This window comes from Ferruginibacter lapsinanis, from assembly GCF_020783315.1.
GTDB classification, from domain to species: domain Bacteria; phylum Bacteroidota; class Bacteroidia; order Chitinophagales; family Chitinophagaceae; genus Ferruginibacter; species Ferruginibacter lapsinanis.
In genome coordinates this window covers 1,084,173-1,104,005 of record NZ_CP086063.1, presented here as the reverse complement: position 1 = coordinate 1,104,005, position 19,833 = coordinate 1,084,173, and the positions used below count along the sequence as shown (strand labels likewise).

At 38.5% G+C, this 19,833-nt stretch carries 21 protein-coding genes; 10 read left to right on the top strand and 11 right to left on the bottom strand.

The annotated features are described in order from the left end of the window. The first annotated feature begins 69 nt into the window (after positions 1 to 69). The 3 genes from ppsA to LK994_RS04795 all read left to right on the top strand — a co-directional run bounded on the left by ppsA (position 70) and on the right by LK994_RS04795 (position 3,811). The gene (ppsA, locus tag LK994_RS04805; RefSeq protein ID WP_229761755.1) at positions 70 to 2,502 is read left to right on the top strand and encodes a phosphoenolpyruvate synthase; all 2,433 of its coding nucleotides are present in this window, start codon (positions 70 to 72) and stop codon (positions 2,500 to 2,502) included. Beyond that, positions 2,490 to 3,242, top strand: coding sequence for an SDR family NAD(P)-dependent oxidoreductase (locus tag LK994_RS04800; RefSeq protein ID WP_229761754.1), 753 nt, complete (start codon positions 2,490 to 2,492; stop codon positions 3,240 to 3,242). Before ppsA ends, LK994_RS04800 begins: the two co-directional genes overlap by 13 nt. A 68-nt stretch (positions 3,243 to 3,310) precedes the next feature. Continuing rightward, positions 3,311 to 3,811 carry a cupin domain-containing protein gene (locus tag LK994_RS04795; RefSeq protein ID WP_229761753.1) on the top strand — a complete coding sequence of 167 codons (501 nt, stop codon included), beginning with the start codon at positions 3,311 to 3,313 and terminating at the stop codon, positions 3,809 to 3,811. Between the two features lie 9 nt (positions 3,812 to 3,820). On the opposite strand, the gene LK994_RS04790 is transcribed toward LK994_RS04795, so the two are convergent. Continuing rightward, a complete protein-coding gene (locus LK994_RS04790; protein ID WP_229761752.1) occupies positions 3,821 to 4,534 on the bottom strand; it encodes a potassium channel family protein in 714 nt (237 codons plus the stop codon). A 130-nt stretch (positions 4,535 to 4,664) separates the two neighbouring features. Here LK994_RS04790 and LK994_RS04785 point away from each other — a divergent pair, with 130 nt between their 5' ends. The 3 genes from LK994_RS04785 (at position 4,665) to LK994_RS04775 (ending at position 7,992) form a co-directional block, all read left to right on the top strand. After that, positions 4,665 to 5,594: a 1-phosphofructokinase family hexose kinase gene (locus tag LK994_RS04785; protein ID WP_229761751.1), complete on the top strand. Its 930-nt coding sequence runs from the start codon at positions 4,665 to 4,667 to the stop codon at positions 5,592 to 5,594. A 63-nt stretch (positions 5,595 to 5,657) separates the two neighbouring features. Then, positions 5,658 to 7,634 (top strand): type I pullulanase, encoded by a 1,977-nt coding sequence (pulA, locus tag LK994_RS04780; protein WP_229761750.1) that lies wholly within the window; start codon positions 5,658 to 5,660, stop codon positions 7,632 to 7,634. Positions 7,635 to 7,689: 55 nt separating this feature from the next. Continuing rightward, a complete protein-coding gene (locus LK994_RS04775; RefSeq protein ID WP_229761749.1) occupies positions 7,690 to 7,992 on the top strand; it encodes a hypothetical protein in 303 nt (100 codons plus the stop codon). A 3-nt stretch (positions 7,993 to 7,995) separates the two neighbouring features. Here LK994_RS04775 and LK994_RS04770 read toward each other — a convergent pair whose 3' ends face one another. Then, complete coding sequence (locus tag LK994_RS04770) at positions 7,996 to 8,508, bottom strand: DUF4251 domain-containing protein (RefSeq protein WP_229761748.1); 513 nt, start codon at positions 8,506 to 8,508, stop codon at positions 7,996 to 7,998. Positions 8,509 to 8,672: 164 nt separating this feature from the next. Between LK994_RS04770 and LK994_RS04765 the strand changes: the two genes are divergently transcribed. From LK994_RS04765 to ald, 3 genes are all read left to right on the top strand, one after another. Continuing rightward, positions 8,673 to 9,413, top strand: coding sequence for a hypothetical protein (locus LK994_RS04765; protein WP_229761747.1), 741 nt, complete (start codon positions 8,673 to 8,675; stop codon positions 9,411 to 9,413). A gap of 41 nt (positions 9,414 to 9,454) precedes the next feature. After that, positions 9,455 to 11,077: a hypothetical protein gene (locus LK994_RS04760; protein WP_229761746.1), complete on the top strand. Its 1,623-nt coding sequence runs from the start codon at positions 9,455 to 9,457 to the stop codon at positions 11,075 to 11,077. A 216-nt stretch (positions 11,078 to 11,293) separates the two neighbouring features. Then, positions 11,294 to 12,409 (top strand): alanine dehydrogenase, encoded by a 1,116-nt coding sequence (gene ald / locus LK994_RS04755; protein ID WP_229761745.1) that lies wholly within the window; start codon positions 11,294 to 11,296, stop codon positions 12,407 to 12,409. Positions 12,410 to 12,689: 280 nt separating this feature from the next. On the opposite strand, the gene LK994_RS04750 is transcribed toward ald, so the two are convergent. The 3 genes from LK994_RS04750 to LK994_RS04740 all read right to left on the bottom strand — a co-directional run bounded on the left by LK994_RS04750 (position 12,690) and on the right by LK994_RS04740 (position 14,347). Next, positions 12,690 to 13,040, bottom strand: coding sequence for a DUF2200 domain-containing protein (locus LK994_RS04750; RefSeq protein ID WP_229761744.1), 351 nt, complete (start codon positions 13,038 to 13,040; stop codon positions 12,690 to 12,692). A 2-nt stretch (positions 13,041 to 13,042) separates the two neighbouring features. Continuing rightward, positions 13,043 to 13,621, bottom strand: coding sequence for a GDP-mannose pyrophosphatase NudK (nudK, locus tag LK994_RS04745; RefSeq protein WP_229761743.1), 579 nt, complete (start codon positions 13,619 to 13,621; stop codon positions 13,043 to 13,045). A 372-nt stretch (positions 13,622 to 13,993) separates the two neighbouring features. After that, the gene (locus LK994_RS04740) at positions 13,994 to 14,347 is read right to left on the bottom strand and encodes a helix-turn-helix domain-containing protein (RefSeq protein WP_229761742.1); all 354 of its coding nucleotides are present in this window, start codon (positions 14,345 to 14,347) and stop codon (positions 13,994 to 13,996) included. A 30-nt stretch (positions 14,348 to 14,377) separates the two neighbouring features. Between LK994_RS04740 and LK994_RS04735 the strand changes: the two genes are divergently transcribed. Continuing rightward, positions 14,378 to 14,572: a hypothetical protein gene (locus LK994_RS04735; protein WP_229761741.1), complete on the top strand. Its 195-nt coding sequence runs from the start codon at positions 14,378 to 14,380 to the stop codon at positions 14,570 to 14,572. Positions 14,573 to 14,689: 117 nt separating this feature from the next. Here the strand turns inward: LK994_RS04735 and LK994_RS04730 are convergent, their stop codons facing one another. The 6 genes from LK994_RS04730 to LK994_RS04705 form a co-directional block, all read right to left on the bottom strand. Further along, positions 14,690 to 17,023 carry a hypothetical protein gene (locus tag LK994_RS04730; RefSeq protein WP_229761740.1) on the bottom strand — a complete coding sequence of 778 codons (2,334 nt, stop codon included), beginning with the start codon at positions 17,021 to 17,023 and terminating at the stop codon, positions 14,690 to 14,692. Between the two features lie 196 nt (positions 17,024 to 17,219). Beyond that, positions 17,220 to 17,480, bottom strand: a complete 261-nt coding sequence (locus LK994_RS04725) for an energy transducer TonB (protein WP_229761739.1) — start codon at positions 17,478 to 17,480, stop codon at positions 17,220 to 17,222. Between the two features lie 3 nt (positions 17,481 to 17,483). Beyond that, positions 17,484 to 17,945: a hypothetical protein gene (locus tag LK994_RS04720; protein ID WP_229761738.1), complete on the bottom strand. Its 462-nt coding sequence runs from the start codon at positions 17,943 to 17,945 to the stop codon at positions 17,484 to 17,486. Between the two features lie 108 nt (positions 17,946 to 18,053). Further along, on the bottom strand, positions 18,054 to 18,728 hold the full coding sequence (locus LK994_RS04715) for a hypothetical protein (protein ID WP_229761737.1): 675 nt from the start codon (positions 18,726 to 18,728) through the stop codon (positions 18,054 to 18,056). A gap of 48 nt (positions 18,729 to 18,776) precedes the next feature. Then, on the bottom strand, positions 18,777 to 19,301 hold the full coding sequence (locus LK994_RS04710; RefSeq protein WP_229761736.1) for a hypothetical protein: 525 nt from the start codon (positions 19,299 to 19,301) through the stop codon (positions 18,777 to 18,779). A 240-nt stretch (positions 19,302 to 19,541) separates the two neighbouring features. Next, a complete protein-coding gene (locus tag LK994_RS04705; RefSeq protein WP_229761735.1) occupies positions 19,542 to 19,808 on the bottom strand; it encodes a hypothetical protein in 267 nt (88 codons plus the stop codon). Positions 19,809 to 19,833: the final 25 nt, after the last annotated feature.

Here is a 19,833-nt window from a genome sequence, read left to right as displayed (position 1 = left end):
TTTTTTAGTGATGCCCATCATCTTTTTTACAGGTATTTGAAGGTAGATTAGCTATCTAAACAGCTTGCCATGAATACCAGTAACTCCTCCCAAATAAAGTACATAAAACGATTTAACGAGATCAGCATTGCTGACACTCCGATCGTGGGTGGGAAAAATTCTTCCCTGGGTGAAATGTTCTCAAAACTTTCTTCAACCGGCATACCGGTACCCGATGGATTTGCCACTACAGCAGATGCTTTTGAAGAGTTTCTTACACAGAATGCCTTGCACTTTCCGCTGAAAAACCTGATGCTGCAGTTAGATAAAAAAAATTATACAAACCTGAAAGAGATCGGCGCTAAAGCGAGAAAATTATTATCAGAAGCGTTGCTTCCTGAAAATCTGCAGCAGGCAATTATCCTATATTATAAAGAGTTATGCAAAGGCCCTTATTTTGAAGTGGCGGTAAGAAGCAGTGCCACCGCTGAAGACCTGCCACAAGCAAGTTTTGCAGGACAACACGAATCTTATCTAAACATCAAAGGCGAGGCGGCATTACTGAAAGCTGTTAAAAAATGTTTCGCTTCCTTATATACCGACAGAGCCATCAAATATCGTGAAGACAATGGCTTTGCTCATGAAAAAGTTGCGTTGTCTGTTGGTGTACAAAAAATGGTCCGTTCTGATAAAGCATCTTCCGGTGTTGTATTCACCCTCGAACCAGAATCAGGTTTCAGAGATATCATTCATATCAGTGGCGTATGGGGATTAGGAGAAAATATTGTACAAGGTGCTGTTACGCCTGATGAATTTTTTGTTTTCAAGCCTACGCTGATTCAGGGGAAAAATGCGATCATTCAAAAAAATTTAGGAGAAAAAGCGAAGACAATGATATACAGTGATGATGAAAATAATCCGATCATCAACACCCATACCACAAAAGTTAAACAGGAAACATTTGTATTAACTGATGAAGAAATAACAAAGATCGCCAATTGGGCCCTGATCATAGAAGAACACTATCAAAAATCAATGGACATAGAATGGGCAAAAGATGGAATTACCAATGAGTTGTTCATCATCCAGGCAAGACCCGAAACTGTTCACTCTCAAAAAAATCCTTTACTCGTAAAAGAATACAAGTTATTAAACAAGGGAGTGTTGCTTTCTAAAGGCGATGCCGTTGGGTCAAAATTAGCAACCGGTATTGCAAGAATATTACAATCACCGAAAGATGCTGATAAATTAAAACCGGGAGAAATTGTAGTGACCGATCTGACCAGTCCTGATTGGGACCCGATACTAAAAAACGCCGGCGCTATTATTACAAATAAAGGAGGAAGAACAAGCCATGCTTCTATCGTTGCCAGGGAGATCGGTGTTCCTGCCATTGTTGGCAGTGGTGATGCAACCTCTACGATCACAGATGGAGAAATGATCACCGTTTCCTGTTGTGAAGGAAAGACCGGATTTATTTACAAAGGAAAAGCTGATGTTAAAATAACAGAAATCGATTTTTCAAATATCAGAAAACCAGAAACCACTGAAGTGATGTTGATCGCAGGTGATCCCGACAAAGCATTCCAGTTATCCTTTTATCCAAATGATGGCGTTGGTTTAATGCGTATTGAATTTATCATTACCCACGCCATACAAATTCATCCGATGGCGCTGGTAAAATTCAATGAGCTAAAAGATACTGCGGCGAAACAAAAGATCGAAGAACTGACTCATCATTATCCTGATAAAGAAAAATATTTTGTCGATAAACTATCGCAAGGTGTGGCCACTATTGCAGCTGCGTTTTACCCAAAAGATGTTATTGTAAGAATGAGTGATTTCAAAACAAATGAATACGCTAATCTTATCGGCGGAAAAGATTTTGAGCCAGAGGAAGAAAATCCGATGATCGGTTTCAGAGGAGCATCCAGATATTACAATGATCTATACAAGGAAGGTTTCCGTTTGGAATGTGAAGCCATTCGTAAGGTAAGAGATGAAATGGGTTTAGTGAATGTAAAAGTGATGATCCCGTTCTGCAGAACATTGGAAGAAGGTAATAAAGTGATTGCCGTAATGAAAAGATACGGATTAGAACAAGGCGTTAATAATCTAGAAATATATGTAATGGCAGAGATACCCAGCAATGTAGTGCTGGCAGATAAATTTGCACAGATCTTCGATGGTTTCTCTATTGGTTCAAATGACCTTACACAACTAACATTGGGAATTGACAGAGACTCTGCAATCATCAGCAATTTGTTCAGCGAACAAAATGAAGCAGCAAAAGAAATGATCGCTACCATGATCCACAAAGCAAAAGAAGCCGGTGTAAAGATCGGATTATGTGGTCAGGCTCCCAGCGATTTTCCTGAGTTTGCACAATTTTTAGTACACCAGGGAATTGACAGTATTTCTTTTAATGCAGATGCATTATTGAAAGGCATCGAAAACATCAACAAAGCTGAAGAGGCTGAAATCATTAACAATTACAAAAACGAAACAGTATGGAACGATTAAGAAATAAGATTGCCATTGTTACCGGTGCTGCCGGTGGCATGGGGGCAGCAGAAGCACATTTATTTGCACAGCATGGAGCCAGGGTAATTGCAACTGATATACAATGTGCAAAATTAAAAGCATGGGTAACCGAAGCAAAGAAAGATGGATTGCTGATAGAAGATATCAAGCATGATGTAACCAGCGAAGCAGATTGGAATAAAGTAGTGGACATGACCCTGGCCATTTACGGACGCATAGATATCCTGATAAATAATGCCGGTATATTCCCTGGTTTTTTTGATTGTGAACAAACATCAAAAGAATTGTGGGATAAAGTAATAGCCATCAATTTAACAGGCCCTTTTTTAGGATGTAAAGCATGTATTCCTCAAATGAAAAAAACAGGCGGAGGCTCCATCGTAAATATCGGTTCTATCGCAGGACTGGTTGGCGGAAATGGTGTTGCATACAGTGCTTCAAAAGGCGGACTAAGTTTATTGACAAAAGATCTTGCAGTAACATTTGCCAAGGATAAGATACGGGTGAATAACATTTGCCCCGGCGGTGTGTTAACTCCTATGACAGAAGACTTATTGAAGCAACCCGGAATGGAAGAAATGATCAAAAACTTGTCGCCGCAGGGACGTGTTGCAGACCCGATAGAAATTGCATGGGGCGCTTTATTTTTAGCTTCTGATGAATCTTCTTTTTTAACGGGGGCAGATATCCCTATTGATGGCGGGGCGGTAGCAAGATAAAGAGGTATATCATTTCACAGCTTCCCTATATTTGCATAAGAGATGACGCTATTTTCATCTGATCTTTTATGCTTACCGCAGAAGAATATATACAACATTATCAATTATATCCACACCCCGAAGGGGGTTGGTATAAAGAAGTGTATAGAAGTCATGAGGCTATTGCACAAAATGCATTACCTGAAAGATTCACCGGCAGCAGGGCCTTTGCCACAGCCATCTATTTCTTATTAGAGCAGGGAAACTTTTCCACCTTTCACAAAATAAAAAGTGATGAATGCTGGCATTTTTATGCAGGTGATCCGTTACTGATATATGTGATACAACAAAACGGCACACTGGATATTATACACTTAGGAAACGATATCAGTAAAGGGCAGGTCTTTCAATATGTAGTACCGGCCAATTGCTGGTTTGCCAGCAGACCAGCACCTGGCAGCAGATATTGTTTTGTCGGCTGTACCGTTTCTCCAGGTTTTGATTTTGCTGATTTTGATATGACTGATTTCAAAACACTGTCTGCCCAATATCCCCAACATAAAAATATTATCAAAGAATTGTGCAGATAAGCAACCTGTTCATTCCGGATTTTTTGTGTGATCGAAATACCCTTTACTTTCTACTTTGTTAGAAAAAAAATTAAGGAACATCACCACCACAATAAAGAATATCATCACCTGAAAGCATACCAATAGTTTCCCCATTCCTGTTATAGGATAATACTCTCCAAAGCCAACAGTAGATGAAGTGACAAAACTGAAGTAAATAGAATCGAACCAGTGTTCAAAAGGTTTGTTCAAATAATTTCCGTTTGCATATAGTGCCGCAAAACTAAATACGATCTGCAGGTAATTTAGAAACATCAATAACATCGACCGTCTGTAAGAACGAGGCCGGGTGAATATATCCGAAGCAAAAACCAATGTGGCCAGGTACAGGATCGTTTCTACAAGAAACCATATCATTAAGCCACGCATTAAAATATTATGCTCCAGGTGCAGGTATAACATCGCCACAGGAAAAATTACTTTTATCAACACAAACCCATCCACAGAAAGCTCCTGATAACCTACCCCTTTCTTCCCAAAAAAATGTTTAATATAGATACCTAAAAAAACAAATTGAGATGCTGCTAAAAATAAGCGAAGCATTTTCTCTACCCCCACATCATCCTGATGTTCGTTGTGCCAAATCGCTTTGATATTTTTAACTCTTTTTTGAAGCCCTCCTTTTGAAGGCACACAATCAACCTCTGGTCTTGCCAGAAAAATTTTTTTGATCAGTTGTTTCATTGGTAAGTATGCTTACTCTAAAGTACTTAAGGTTTGGCAGACAATCAAATGAGAGAAATCAGCATTTAGTATGATTTATGATCACCATTTTTTTTGACGCCAGATGAAAAATTATGTCGTAATTTTCAGTATGCCATCTATTGTTACAATCACGTTTAATCCTGCTATTGATAAAAGCACATCAGTAACCGCCATGGTTTCAGAAAAAAAACTTACTTGCACACCTCCGTTATTTGAACCGGGTGGAGGGGGCATCAATGTAGCCAGGGCCATAAAAAAATTAGGCGGCGAAGCCACCGCATTATACCTGGCAGGCGGATACACCGGAAAATTTTTTACACAACTGCTCGATAAAGAAAATATTACTTCGGAAGTAACAGAGATATCAGCACATACCAGGGAAAATTTAATTGTATTGGATAGTACGGCCAATCAGCAATATCGCTTTGGTATGCCTGGCCCGGCTGTTGAACCGGATGAATGGAAAAAATTATTGACCACGCTGGAGCAAATGAATGAAGTGCAATATATTGTTGCCAGTGGCAGTTTACCACAAGGCGTACCTATAGATGTTTTTGCTCAGATAGCAGTTATTGCCAAACAAAAAAAAGCGCATTACATTGTTGATACTAACGGTGAAGCATTGAAACTGGCCGTGGCCAAAGGTGTATACCTGATAAAACCTAATCTTGGAGAGTTAAGTGCATTGGTAGGTGAAGATGAATTACAGCCTGATATGATCGCTGTTGCTGCAAGAAAAGTTATTGCAAAAGGGCAATGTAAATATGTGATGGTTTCGATGGGTGCTGCTGGTGCCATGCTTGTAACGAATGATATGGCAACCACTATTTCCACTCCTCCGGTAAAGCGCCGCAGTACAGTAGGTGCTGGAGATAGTATGGTGGCGGGTATTGTGTTCAGTTTATCTAAAGGGAATGAAATAACAGCAGCGGCTCATTACGGCGTGGCCTGCGGAACGGCCGCAACCATGAATCCGGGCACAGAGTTATGCAAGGCGGCAGATGCGGATAGATTATATAAATTGATCTATACAGGATAGGATTTTTTTATTTTGATTTTTTCATTATTAAAAACAGTCAATTGTTTTTTTCAACTCATTTATATGAAACATCTTTTTCTACTGCTGGCACTCATTGCCAACGTTCATTACAGTAACGCACAAATGAAAAACGAATCATTTCCAACATATACGGGTAAAGATCTTGGACTGACATACACTCCGGTGCAATCCAAATTTCGTATCTGGGCACCAACAGCCGATCGTGTGCAATTAAAATTGTATCGGCAGGCGCAGGGCGGTAAGGCCATACAAAGCATCTATCTTACAAAAGCACAAATGGGCACATGGACCACAGTACTTACCGGTGATCATTTAGGCACTTATTACACTTTCAGTATTGAATACGATGGTAAATGGTTAGACGAAGTTCCGGACCCTTATGCCAAAGCTGTTGGCATCAATGGTAAAAGAGCCATGGTGGTTGACCTAAAAAAAACAAACCCTATCGGTTGGCAAAGAGATCGATCGCCTGTTTTAAAAAGCGCTACAGATGCTGTTATATATGAGTTGCATGTACGTGATGCAAGCATTGCTGCCAACTCAGGCATTAAACACAAAGGAAAATTTATTGGTCTTGCTGAAACCGGTACAAAAAATGAGGAGGGCTTATCTACGGGGCTGGACCATTTAACTGCGTTGGGTGTAACACATGTTCATCTGTTGCCTTGTTTTGATTTTTATTCTGATGAAGATGCAAAGAATTACAAAGAAAATTATAACTGGGGATACAATCCTCAAAACTATAATGTTCCTGAAGGAATGTACGCTACTGATGCTACTGATGGCAATGTACGCATCAGAGAATTCAAGCAACTCATCAAAGCATTTCACCAAAAAGGATTGGGTGTGGTGATGGATGTGGTGTATAATCACACAGGACAAACAGATCATTCTAATTTTAACCAGTTGGTGCCGGGATATTATTATCGTCATACCGGCACAGGAAAATTCAGCGATGCCACTGCTTGTGGAAATGAAACAGCCAGTGAAAAATCAATGATGCAAAAATTTATGATCGAGTCTGTAGTGTATTGGGCAAAAGAATATCATGTAGATGGGTTTCGTTTTGACCTGATGGGAGTACATGATATTGAAACAATGAATTTAATATCTGCAGCATTGCACAAGATCAATCCGGGTATATTATTGTATGGCGAAGGTTGGACCGCAGGCTCTTCTCCGCTGCCTGATAGTCTTCGTGCATTAAAGAAAAATGTTTCTTCACTTAATGGCATTGCTGTATTCAGCGATGATATACGGGATGGAATAAAAGGCAGCTGGTCCGACCATACCGAAAAAGGTTTTGTAAGTAGTAAGGCTGGAACAGAAGCAAGTATACAATTTGGTATTGCTGCCAGTTGTAAACATCCGCAGATCGATTACAGCAAAGTAAATTATTCCAGCGCACCATACGCCAAGGCCCCTGGTGATATTATCAGTTATGCCGAATGTCACGACAATCACACTTTATGGGATAAGCTTGCCATCAGTGCACCTGACGCATCAGTTGATGAAAGAAAAGAAATGCATAAGCTGGCACTCTCTATTGTATTAACCTCTCAGGGTATTTCTTTTTTACATGCAGGTACAGAATTTTTACGTAGCAAAAAAGGTGTAGAAAATTCTTACAACTCACCCGATAGCATCAACGAAATTGACTGGTCGCTCAAAACAAAAAACAAAGATGTATTTACTTATGTGCAACAGTTGATACAAATGCGAAAAGCTCACCCTGCATTTCGTATGCAGACAACAGAACAACTGCAAAAAAATCTGACCTTCTTAGAAACAGATAATAAACCCGGTATAGTAGGCTATCAATTAGATGGAGCCGACGTTAATGATAGCTGGAGAAATATACAGGTATGGTTCAACGGAGGCAATACAAAAAGGATCATCCCGGTTACCAATGGCTCAGGCTGGAAAACAGCCATCATTAACAATCAGTTCGTTACAGAAACCAGGACTGATATACTTACCCTATTGCCGCATAGTTGTTCAGTGATATATAAGGATTAAATATCATTAACAATTTTTGGTAAGAAAATTGACCTATTGCTTCAAAAAAAATGCAATGCATGTAAAATTCCTTATCCCTGTTTTTGTTCTCTTGTCTTTTATTCTTTTCAGCTGCAGCAAAAGGCATATACCCGAAACGGCTGAAAAGCCGGTTGAAAAAAAGCCGCTGATCATAATAACAAAACCCACCCCTGTACCTAAAGTAATTACTGTTAATGATGCATTGGCAAAACAGGCTCCTGATGGCAGATTATTTTACGATCTGCAAGGCCGTCGTTACTGGCGCAATTACGATGATGGCAAATATTATCTTTTCAGTAAAATGATGTCGGGCAACAAAGCGTTTAAGCCACATTAAATCTTATTCTTTTACAACACCAACATTTCCTGTAAAACTAATGGGAGACCTGTTTAATAAAGTTACATTCAGGTCAGCACTCCCATTACTGAACAACGTAAAATTCATCGTTTGCACCGCACTTCGATCAATTGGTTTGATGATAATATTCCACTCGCCTTCTTTTACCAATCGCTTATCAACAGTAAAATTGGTGGAGATAAAATCCAGCGGACTCTCATTCGACAATATATCTGCACCGGCATAAGCCCTGCCGTAATAAGGCAGGTATACATTGAATTTTCCTTTGCTGTAAATAACTTCGTAATTACCAAATATTTGTCTGGAGTTACCAAACTGAGGTATCATACGTATTGGTGTAAACTTCCAGTTACTGCTGTCAATTGCTTTAATGATCGCTTCGTTATTGTTATTTATAATGGTTTGCTTTGAGGAACTACAGGCCGTAAACATGATCACAATAACCGAAAGCACCATTACTGCACCGGCTTTCCATCTCTTCAGTGTCTTTTTCATACGATCAATTTTATTACAAATTTATTGCACAATAAATAAGCCACACTGTTAAAATGATCGATTGTTTCTTTTTGGTTATCACAAAAACTATTTGTTGTTTCATTTGCATAATCGTTAACTTTTCTATTACTTTATAGATACATTGATCGTTAGAAAACTGTTTTATGAGGGCATTTTTGCTTTTTTCTCTCCTGTTTTGTTCTTATTCACTTTCTGCCCAGTATTATGGTGGGTTTCAGGATGGCTATGCCCTTGCATTCTCTGCACAGGAAAATCCTACAGGAAATATTTATACCGGTGGTAGCAATGATGGACTTTATACTTCGCTCAGCACCGCACAAAATCAAACATCAGCTATTTATACGGGAGGTATCAATGATGGTTTTCATGCAATAACCATTACCCAACAAAATTCTGTGCCGGGTATTTATACCGGAGGTATTAATGATGGCTTTGCTGTCGTAAATGTTTCTGCTCAAAACAGTATTCCCGGAATTTATACAGGAGGCGTTGGAGATGGCTTTGCTTTAACCGTTCAGAATTTACAAAATGCTACTCCCAATATTTTTACCGGGGGAATAAATGATGGCCATGACATGATCTTATCTCCCGGGCAAAATCAAACAATAAATATTTATGTTGGTGGTACAGAAGATGGATGGTCAACAGCATCGCATTCTACGTACGCTATCGTGTATGAGTTTACCGGTGTTGGAAATTGGGATGTTCCGTCTAACTGGAAGAACAATGTTGTTCCTCCTTCGCCGTTGCCAACCAATTATGAGATCATCATTAATCCAACGGGAGGTAGTTGTATTTTAAATGTACAGCAGATACTTAGTCCGGGCTCTAAACTTACAGTGGTCAGTGGTAAAACTTTTGTTATACCCGGAAACATTCAATAGAAAAAATATGAACTAATTACAAAAACACTAAAAAACAAAATATGAAAAAGGTAATTTATTTATTGGCCAGCCTCCTGTTCTCAACAGGTATTTGCATTGCCAATAATGTGCAGATAACCAATATGTCGATCGTTAATGGAGGCCCCGGTGCCATACAAGTAAAGTTTGACCTTACCTGGGATAACAGTTGGCGTACCAATGTAGGGCCGGCCAATTATGATGGCGTGTGGGTATTCTTTAAATATAAAAATCTGGCTGGCGACTGGGTGCATATGAATCTTACCGGAAGCAACAATGTGGCGCCTGCAGGTTTTGATATTTTTCAGAATTCTGGTTTCACTAAAGTAGGCGCTATGATCTATCGTGAAGACACTAATTTAGGAACGGGTAGTGCATCTGCACTAAATGTAAAGCTAGGCGTCATCAGTTCACTTCCGTACGATATTGATGTAAAAGGCTTTGCAATAGAGATGGTATATGTACCTGCTCCAACTTCAAGACCTTTTTTTGGTGATGGTAATGGTATTACAGAGTCTGTAAATGCACTTCATTATACCGATAACACAGCAACAACCACCTCTGTTGTTCCGATGCTATGTGATGTAAATGGTTTTGATGACGCAGAATTAGATGCCGATGGTATTTATATCTACAGCAACGACACCATTCAAACCACCAACCCTCTTGGTGCGCTGGACCCTTTCCCTACTATGAAAGCGCTTTGGTGCATGAAGTATGAAATCAACCAGGCGAGCTATCGTGATTTCCTTAATACTCTAGACTCTCAGCAACAGGCAAGCAGGGTAGCAATACCTATTACAAATCCTACAGGCAGTTCTGCTTTATCAGGTGGTATTTCCAGAAATTATATTGAGATAGCTACCCCTGGTGCAATTAATACCCCGGCTGTTTTTGGGTGTGATGCCAATGGAAATAATATTTATAATGAAGCAGGTGATGGCGAATGGATAGCCTGCAACTTTTTAGCCTGGGTTGATGTGGCAGCCTATCTCGACTGGAGCGGCCTGGCTCCTATGAGTGAGTTGCAGTATGAGCGGATATGCCGGGGTAGTTCGTCGGCTGGTGGCAATGCGGCAGCACTGGGTGAGTATGCTTGGGGATCTGATAAGATCTTTGCTTCCAATTATTCACTTACCAATCCGGCAACAGCCTCCGAAATTGCTTCCAACGCATCTGTAACATTGGGTAATGCTGCATATACAAGCACCGCTTCGGGTGGACCTTTAAGAAGCGGCATCTTTGCAACTGCTACCTCTAATCGGGTAATTAGTGGTGCAACCTATTACGGTGTGATGGAAATGAGCGGTAATATGCCTGAATACTGTATCTCATTGGGTAGCCAGGCAGGCAGATCCTGTCGCTATGTTCCCAATGGTAACGGAACAATTTCTGCTCTCGGTAATGCACAACTTTCGGTAGGCGGTGCAGGATTTTGGCCGGGCATGGAAGGTAACCTGAATTTAGCTGCAACTACTACATGTAGTGGTACCTGTGAGGTAACCAGTTCAGGTGGTATTAGATTTCGTGGAGGGTCTATTGGTGATGCTGTTTCCGCTCTTGCAATATCAGACCGAAGTGCCGTTTTTACACCAACTGCCCGTGCTTCTAACAGAGGCGGCAGAGGTGTGTTGTATATAAGATAATGTTGTATTTCACTATTGAAGCCCTTTGAGATTTCGAAGGGCTTTTTTGTTACTACTTTTTTATCAGGCTGTAATGAGTTTATTGGAGTGCTGTTGAAAAAGGTGTGATTTTGTTATTTTCTTTTTTGTATCAAACAAAAAAATAAATGAGCTGGTTAATACGCTACCTTATCACACAAAAAAACCGCATCTTTAATACACTAAAAATTTAACGATATGCAAGTAGGCGTTCCAAAAGAAATAAAAAATAATGAAGACCGTGTTGCTATGACTCCATCAGGTGTTGTACACCTGGTACGTTCGGGCCACGAAGTGTTCATACAAAAAGATGCAGGTATGGGTTCCGGATTTACTGATGAAGAATATATCACCGCCGGTGCAAGCATTGTTACTACAGCAGCAGAAGCCTGGTCGAAAGATATGGTGATGAAAGTAAAAGAACCCATCGCATCGGAATATCAATATTTCCGTAAGGGATTAATATTATTTACTTACCTGCACTTAGCTCCTGAACATGAGCTAACACAGGAGCTTATACGAAAAGAAGTGGTAGGTATTGCGTATGAAACCGTTCAATTAAAAAATGGTTCTCTTCCCTTACTTACTCCCATGAGTGAGGTTGCCGGAAGGATGGCCACACAAATTGGTGCACAATTCTTAGAAAAACCACATGGTGGTAAAGGGATCATACTAGGTGGCACCCCCGGTGTTAAAAGAGGTAAGGTAACTATCATTGGTGGCGGAGTGGCGGGTGTGAATGCAGCTAAAATTGCAACAGGCATCGGTGCTGAGGTAACCATCTTAGACCTGAGTCATCAACGACTGGGACAATTGGATGATATTTTCGGCAGCATGATCACTACATTAATGTCTAACCCTCATAACATTGCACGTACTGTAAAAGAATCTGACCTGGTGATCGGCGCTGTATTGATACCGGGAGCCAAAGCGCCTAAATTAATTACTGAAGAGATGATCAAATCAATGGAGCCCGGTTCTGTGGTTGTTGATATTGCTATTGACCAGGGTGGTATCATTGAAACCACCGACCGTATCACTACACATGATGATCCTGTTTATGTAAAACATGGTGTATTACATTATGCAGTGGCGAATATGCCGGGTGCTGTTCCCCGTACTTCTACATTGGCGCTTACGAATGTAACGGTGCCGTATGCTGTAGAGATCGCAAACAAGGGATATAAAAATGCCTGTTTGGAAAATGAAGCATTGTTAAAAGGTATCAATACGCTCAATGGATATGTAACGTATAAGGCTGTTGCGGATGCACAGGGATTGGAGTATAGGGATGCACTTTCTTTGTTGAAATAAATTTATTCTTTGGAGACTCTTCGATTTGTTATTTTCTTTTTTGCTTGTCCAAAAAAGAAACAAAAAAAGACCCCGACAAACGATTACATCCCGTTTGTCGGTTGCAGCTATGTGCATCATTTGTACTACTGTGGCTTCGACATTAGTTCTTTTCTCTTAGAATTGAAGAGTACACTCTTTCAGGAAAATATTTGTAATGAAAAGTGATATTCAATAATTGGAATACCCTCCGGTCTTATAAAGCCTTGACTTTTTTGTATCAAGACAAAAAGTAAATACGCTACTCCCTCAATATCTTCTCCATCTTTTTTCCTTTTGCCAATTCATCTATCAACTTATCCAGGTATCTCATCTTTTGAATGATTTCATCTTCAATTTCTTCTACACGGTAACCGCATATTACCCCTGTAATTTTAGAGGCATTGGGATTGAATGTTGGCGCTTCTGCAAAAAAAGTTTCAAAATCACTTTTCTTGTCTATTTGTTTTTGTAGTGTTTTTTTATTGTAACCGGTCAGCCAAAAAATTATGGTGTCTACTTCTTCTTTTGTACGTCCTTTTCTTTCTGCCTTTTGTATGTACAGCGGATACACTGTGGAAAATAAGAGTTTATAGATTCTTTCTTTATCCATGTTTATAAAATATTATGTAGTTTAATGTACTGCAGCAATATGATTGTTTTTGCATCTTTTATTTCTCCGTTATCCATCATTGTCACCGCTTGTTCAATGGGTATTTCCAGCACTTCAATATCTTCCTGCTCATGTGCAATCCCGCCGCCTTCATGCACTTTCATCGATCGGGAATATTCAGCTACAAAAAAGTGCAGAATCTCTGTGACTGATCCCGGAGACATATAGGCTTCAAATATTTTACGCACATCTGTAATTCTATACCCTGTCTCTTCTTCTGTTTCCCGTCGGATACAATCTTCTGGATTGTCTTTATCGAGTAATCCGGCACAGGCTTCTATCAGCATACCGCTTTCATTGCCATTGATAAAAGTGGGCAAACGAAATTGCCGGGTAAGGATCACCGTGTGTTGCTCTTTATTGTAGAGTAGTATCGCTGCTCCATTACCTCTATCATAAGCTTCCCTGTTTTGTGTTTCGACAGTACCGTTCTTTTTAGCATATTCAAAAGTTATTTTTCTTAAGGTGTACCAGTTGTCGGATAATATTTCTGTCTGCAGGATCTTTACTTGTGGCGTCATTTGAAAATTTTATTTGTACCAACAAAGTAAAGGAAATTAGTTAGTGTTTTAAATTCGGGTACAAGCGGATGCTCGGGAAAGTACTTATCTGCAATTATAAATGTTGTCAGTCTGTACTGAGTTTATCGAAGTGTTGTCGAAGGTGGGCTGATTTGTTATTTTTCTTTTTTGCCCCGAAATAATCGGGATTTACAACTTGTCTAAAAAAGAAACAAAAAAAGACCCCGACAAACGAGATTACGGCCCGTTTGTCGGTTGGTTCTTTGATTTGGCTTTTGTACTACTGTGACTTCGACATTGGTAATTCTACTCTTAGGATTGTTACAGTTTACTTTTTCGGGTTGAATTATTAAGGATTGGAAAGTGCTTTAGTTACGAATTTTCTTCAGTTTGTTTGGCAATGATGTTATCAAATTCCTTTAATTGTTTTAAAGGAATGGTGGCAAGGGTTTGTTTGAGGTTGTAAGATATGTTGGTTTGTTTGAGATTATTTAGTGGATGAGTGGTGGAATTGGTCTGGCCTGAGGGTTTCCATTGAAGGAGGTCGTTTGGTTCGCAGTGGAGGATGGTGCAAATGATCTCGATGTGATCTAAACGGAAAACACGGGTGGTGCCATTGAGGATTTTTCCGGCAGACATTCTTGAGATGCCGGCTTTTACTAAGGTGCTGTATGGTCTATCTATTCCTCTTGCTTTAAATATGGGGGCCAGGTTGAGTGTTAGCATAACAACTATGATTATAATGATGATTACGTTGTGAGTATTAAAAACTTAGTCGCTAAAAGTGAGGTGGCGGTTGCTTGTAATGAAAAATATTTTTGGAGTAATGAAATGGACGGGGATAGAAGTGATGTTGTCATTGATAGTAATGAAAATGATGATGTGAGTAGTGAGGTTGATGATGATCAAAGTGAAAAGGAAGGTGATCAAAGTGAAAACTACTTTGATTAAAGTGAAATGGCTTGTTCGGGATAATAGTTAGCAATTTAAATTCGGGCACAAGCGGATGCTTGCGCCAAGAGATTTTATTTTCGTTGCATGCTTGGTCTAATAGAATAAAAAATACAATTACTGTTTGCCCATTACATTTAAATTAAACCCCGACTTAATAGTTATTGTTGCCCCGGGAGTTATGTTTATGGTTTTACAAAATGCATTTGAACTTATTGTAGGATAGTTTGGTACTCCAAAATTGATATTTACAACAGTTGTTGAATCAGGTATTATACCACAAGCCCAATTCGACGGATTTTCCCATGCAGTATCTGCTACACCGATCCATGCATTGGTATCCGGACAAAGCACAGGTTGACTAATAAGGAACAATGCATTCAGTTCCGGAACAACCACATGTGATGGGGTGGCAATTGTTGCGCCGCTATTTAGTTCAAGTGTTTGTTGGTATTGTTGCTGCCATTGAGGTGACACTGTTACTGTTGGCGAACTTAATCTTTTGTAAGTATTATTTGTTCCAAAAAGCCGGTGCAGGTCAAATGCCATCTCCTCCATACCGGGGTTTACTAATACTACTCCATGTTCGAATGAACGTGCCATTGCATCGGGAACTTCATGGACACTTAAAGAACGAAATCGTATCGGATCTGTTCCTTTAAAATTAAAACTAATGGTGCAGTTGTTAGAAGAAGAATCGAGCCCACGCCAGTAAAATTCTTTTGCTGTATACCCTTTGTTTGAATAATAAGTAGTTGCATCAGCTCCTGTTTGATAGGATAATGACAAGGTAGCATTGTTGATGATATTTATCATTTGATTACCTCCTGATCTTACATCAAATAACACAGTCAGATCTTTATGCTGTGTAAGATTCACCGACATAGACAAGGTATGGTTTACATTGTTATTAGGCGTTAATACCAATTCATTTCCTTCTATTGCCATTGTTCCATTTTTAAAATTCAATTTCTGCAGCATATGACTCCAGTCGTTTACAGAATCTCCTAAAAGATTGGTGGTAGTAGACGCTACATGAATAGGCGGAGATGTTGGTTTGCCCAACCAATGTTCTACATCTTCTGTGCCTTTGAATAACTCTGCCCATGTAAGTTTAACTACATTGGTATCTGTAGTAGCATTGGTAAATATCTTATCTTTTAGTGCAGCGCATGAGCCGAGGCAGGTAGCATAACCATTGCCCATACGTGTTAACTGTACCCATTTTGCTGCGTTGCTTACATTGGCAAAACTATCATCTTGTATCCTTAAAGTTTCTTCTATAATACGAGGAGAGTCTGCATTGTTAAGCCAGTATATATCTTCATTCAACGCATTGGTTATCCTTCTCCACGGATCATCCGGCTGTACAAGCCCTTCATTGTTCAACCCATTAAAACCATTTATATAATTGATATTATTATTGCCGGTAAGAAAGAGAAAATTATTGCCAAACAAATTCCTTGCATTGGATAAAAAAGTATTGGTGCCGGTAATATATTCACCTGGTGCATCCACGATTCCATCCCAATTATAATCAACACTATCGGGAGGATCTGTAAAAGGACCAGAAGCATAATCTACTCCAGAAAAGTTATTCAGAGGACCGCCGGGTCCGAATCTTGCATACAGATCATCCTGCAAAACCTGCGATGCTGTTTTACCATTTGCATCTTGCGGACAAGTTGGAGACATATTGATATACCAAACGGGTGGAGAGTTCCAGGTATAATCAACAAGTATAGGGGCTACTTCAGCAAAACCACTTGTGAAAGCGGTGGGTAAAGGGCTGTCTCTGTAGGCTCGGGTAACCGTTAGTTTATTTCCATTTACCGCGGTTACCCATACATACTCATAATGATTCCAGTTTTTATTACCTATAGCATCTGTTTCAACGATCAATGCAGGACAACCATCGGGCCAAGCAGGCATATAATTACCAATTGTAAAACCTTTTATTGATTGAACTGTAATCAGGGTATCGGTTAACGTTATGTTGGATGTAAGCATGGTATAAGGCTTTACTATCCAATGGCCGGGAAAGGAAACAGGAAGTCCGCAGATCCTGTCAATTGAAGAAGGCCAAGGCTCGTACAAACGAGGTATACCGCCATTGGCTTGCCTTACTTGTAAAAACAACCTGTCGGGATAATCATGTGCCATTTGATTTGCCCAGCCGATATTTAACGTGTCGTAAAAAATATTCAGATCAATAAGGTCGGGAATATGTCTGCCGGCTTTTGTAATCGTTTTTACAAAGTCTGCGTAAGAAGTTTCTGTATTATGATTGCCTCGGAAATTACTTGTAAGGGGATATTCTCCCTTAAAAACAGTTTTGTTTGATAGATCTGATGTTTGTCCTTTTACAAAACCGGTTGATACAACTATATTGATCAGTATACAAATGATGATACGTTGCAGGATCAAGATATAGTTTGCAGTTAATAACAATGGTAAAACAATTAATAAATATAAGGTATAAAAGAATACTCAGATAGCAATAGTCTAGAGAAGTTTAATAGGTATTGAGTGTTATATCTATTCCTTGGTTGTGCTTTAAATTCGGCACAAGCGGATGCTTGTACCAAGAGATTTTAATTTTGTTGCATGCTTGGACCAATGAGGGGAAGAAAGTCTACTTAATTTGTTATTTAGAAATATTGACTCCCTCAATATCAAAGTTCACAATAATTTCCTTAATGCTTTCTACTGCCCGACCATTTTGATTTGCAGGTATCCACGGTGGCATTCTTTTTATTGCAGTTATCACAGCATTAGAAGAATGAGTTGAATCAATAACCAAAATTTCGGTTTGATCATTTGCATCCAATAAGCAATTTATCTTGTCTCCATACTTTTCAAAAAAGCTGTTAAATATTTCAAGATTCTGTAAATTTTTAAAAGTCATAATTTATAAAAAGTATTTATTATACAATTTTTCAAGAAAATCTCTTTCAGGTTTATTATGCCTCCAGCTAAAGCCGCGACTTTTGAATAACTGTAATTTATCATAATTAATGCGATATATTTTTGAAAAATTACCTGTATTATTTTCTGAAGAAGTAGCTAATATTGTTTCATCATGTTTATGATAAAAATCCCACCAATCTTTAGAGTTTTCAAATTTTGCCGACAACATTTGAGCATATATTTTATTTCTTTCATAGACATGAGATCTATTAATTCCGATTCTAACTTCTCTTTTATACTTGTGATTGTGAAATACTTTTAGAGCGTTTGCTGTTATACCAACTACCCGCCAACGATGTTCGTCCATTCTAAAAAGTTGTGTTAGCATTCCAGATTTTATCTTTAATGGAGATTTCATTTTACAAATGCTGTTATAATCATGAAACATTTCCTCTATAGTCATATCTAAATATTTTTAGTAGAATAGTTAGTGCTTTAAATTCGGGCACAAGCTGATGCTTGCGCCAAGAAATTTTAAGTTTGAGAAGCTTGGGCCAATAAGGAGGAAATTTTATTTTTCTAACTTTTGCATTCTTTGCCATTCGTAATAAGATAACTCAGTCCCTAATTCGATAACTTTGTTTGTTCTCTCCATAAAGTCAAGATTGTCAAAATTGTCTATTTTTTGTTTACTATTGAGTAAATGAGCATCGAGAATTTTTAGTAGCTCACCTATTGCAATAAGTAGCGGTTTATGTTCATTTTTATTCGGATTTAGAAGAAGAACCAATTTGGTTCTGTTGAAAGTAATTTTTTCATGCATTGGCTTTTTCTTGCCTTCAACTGATTGTTTATCCTGAAATTCTATATTTATCATTTTGCATTGAGTTGTGAATTCTGTGATGCAATTTCGCAGTTCATTAATCCACTCTTGTCTATTTTTTGATTTGAGTGTTACTCTTAATTGAGCTATTTGTTGTTTTCGATTTATTATGACGTTTGCTAATATTGTCAGAAGGCCAACAACCAATGCAATAAGCCAAGGACCATTTTTTTCAATCCATGGCTTTCGTTTATCCTGCTTATCTTGATCTTGCAGAACTAATTCGAGCTTATGAGTTTTAATTTCTGATTGCACTGCATCAATTTTTGAATTGAGGGTATTCAAAAGGCTATCAGTATTTTTTTGAGCAAATAATGAATTTACAATCAAAAAAAATGAGATTATTAAGAGTATTCTTTTCATAAAAAATTGCTGCTAACAGTTAAGCATTTCTGCTTGTTAAGCACATAGTTAGTTCGAAAATAGTTTTCGTATTTTATCTGTAACGTCGGTCAGTATTTTATTGTTTTTCTGAAACATATCGTCTCTGTAAAAAATGAATTTATTTGTCCTCTGGACCAAAGTCTGATCTAAATTTGGCTGAAAAAATATCAAGGACATTTCCTGATTAATATCTAAGATGTTCTCTAAAATTAATTCAAACAAGTCATGGTCATTTTTTTCGAAATAAAGCTTTAATTCAATCACCGATGTCTTTAGTGAGTTTATTGAAGGCCAAATATATTTGTCGATTTCTTCTGCTGAGAGTTTATTTTGAACAATAGCCCAAATATGAATTTGTTTCCACATAAGCTCCACTGCTGCATAATTACGAAAGAAGTTTGTCAGCGCTGATATTCTATTTTGTTGATATACCGAGTGGTTTATTTCTGCTTTTTTTGACCTATCGTCAAAAATTCGTTTAATTAAGTAGCCAATAGCTAATAAAAGCAAAGTCACTTGGCTCCAATAAGTAGTAAGTATTTCTTTCCACATTGAATGTTGGCTGTTTTTAGTTGCGCCAAAAATATAAATATATGATATTATGTACTGGAGTTAAAAAATATATTTACTTAAAAAACTGCCTTTTAGTATTATACATTTTGTATTGTTTATAGCATCAATAAAAACTTTGGTGCGTTATCATACTATATAATAAAAGTTGAAAAACGTTTTATTGCTCATCGGCTGCCCGATAGAGCGGATACCCCACAGTGCCGCCAACAGCCCCGCTAACTAAAACTGAAAATAAATAAACGAGCTGCTGCTTTCCTGGCTTAGTATCAATAGCATCAACAACACCGACCATACAATGCCCAATAACCACCAGGGCATTTTTTCTACTCTAGTTCCACCTAAAATATTCTCAATCGTTCTACTTTCCTTCGCCTCTGTAGGTGTTCCTTTGCTGTTGTAGCTTTTCTTACTTCTTCCAAATATAAACCATTCCCCATTCAGACCGCCCCCGTCTGGTCTCCTGACCAACGGGAACCAGTAGCCCATTCTTCATTTATAAAATACTATTAGT

Coding starts and splice junctions, on each gene's coding strand:
- ppsA (WP_229761755.1), top strand. CDS start 70: ATGAATACCAGTAACTCCTCCCAAATAAAGTACATAAAACGATTTAAC.
- LK994_RS04800 (WP_229761754.1), top strand. CDS start 2,490: ATGGAACGATTAAGAAATAAGATTGCCATTGTTACCGGTGCTGCCGGT.
- LK994_RS04795 (WP_229761753.1), top strand. CDS start 3,311: ATGCTTACCGCAGAAGAATATATACAACATTATCAATTATATCCACAC.
- LK994_RS04790 (WP_229761752.1), bottom strand. CDS start 4,534: ATGAAACAACTGATCAAAAAAATTTTTCTGGCAAGACCAGAGGTTGAT.
- LK994_RS04785 (WP_229761751.1), top strand. CDS start 4,665: ATGCCATCTATTGTTACAATCACGTTTAATCCTGCTATTGATAAAAGC.
- pulA (WP_229761750.1), top strand. CDS start 5,658: ATGAAACATCTTTTTCTACTGCTGGCACTCATTGCCAACGTTCATTAC.
- LK994_RS04775 (WP_229761749.1), top strand. CDS start 7,690: ATGCATGTAAAATTCCTTATCCCTGTTTTTGTTCTCTTGTCTTTTATT.
- LK994_RS04770 (WP_229761748.1), bottom strand. CDS start 8,508: ATGAAAAAGACACTGAAGAGATGGAAAGCCGGTGCAGTAATGGTGCTT.
- LK994_RS04765 (WP_229761747.1), top strand. CDS start 8,673: ATGAGGGCATTTTTGCTTTTTTCTCTCCTGTTTTGTTCTTATTCACTT.
- LK994_RS04760 (WP_229761746.1), top strand. CDS start 9,455: ATGAAAAAGGTAATTTATTTATTGGCCAGCCTCCTGTTCTCAACAGGT.
- ald (WP_229761745.1), top strand. CDS start 11,294: ATGCAAGTAGGCGTTCCAAAAGAAATAAAAAATAATGAAGACCGTGTT.
- LK994_RS04750 (WP_229761744.1), bottom strand. CDS start 13,040: ATGGATAAAGAAAGAATCTATAAACTCTTATTTTCCACAGTGTATCCG.
- nudK (WP_229761743.1), bottom strand. CDS start 13,621: ATGACGCCACAAGTAAAGATCCTGCAGACAGAAATATTATCCGACAAC.
- LK994_RS04740 (WP_229761742.1), bottom strand. CDS start 14,347: ATGCTAACACTCAACCTGGCCCCCATATTTAAAGCAAGAGGAATAGAT.
- LK994_RS04725 (WP_229761739.1), bottom strand. CDS start 17,480: ATGACTTTTAAAAATTTACAGAATCTTGAAATATTTAACAGCTTTTTT.
- LK994_RS04720 (WP_229761738.1), bottom strand. CDS start 17,945: ATGACTATAGAGGAAATGTTTCATGATTATAACAGCATTTGTAAAATG.
- LK994_RS04715 (WP_229761737.1), bottom strand. CDS start 18,728: ATGAAAAGAATACTCTTAATAATCTCATTTTTTTTGATTGTAAATTCA.
- LK994_RS04710 (WP_229761736.1), bottom strand. CDS start 19,301: ATGTGGAAAGAAATACTTACTACTTATTGGAGCCAAGTGACTTTGCTT.
- LK994_RS04705 (WP_229761735.1), bottom strand. CDS start 19,808: ATGGGCTACTGGTTCCCGTTGGTCAGGAGACCAGACGGGGGCGGTCTG.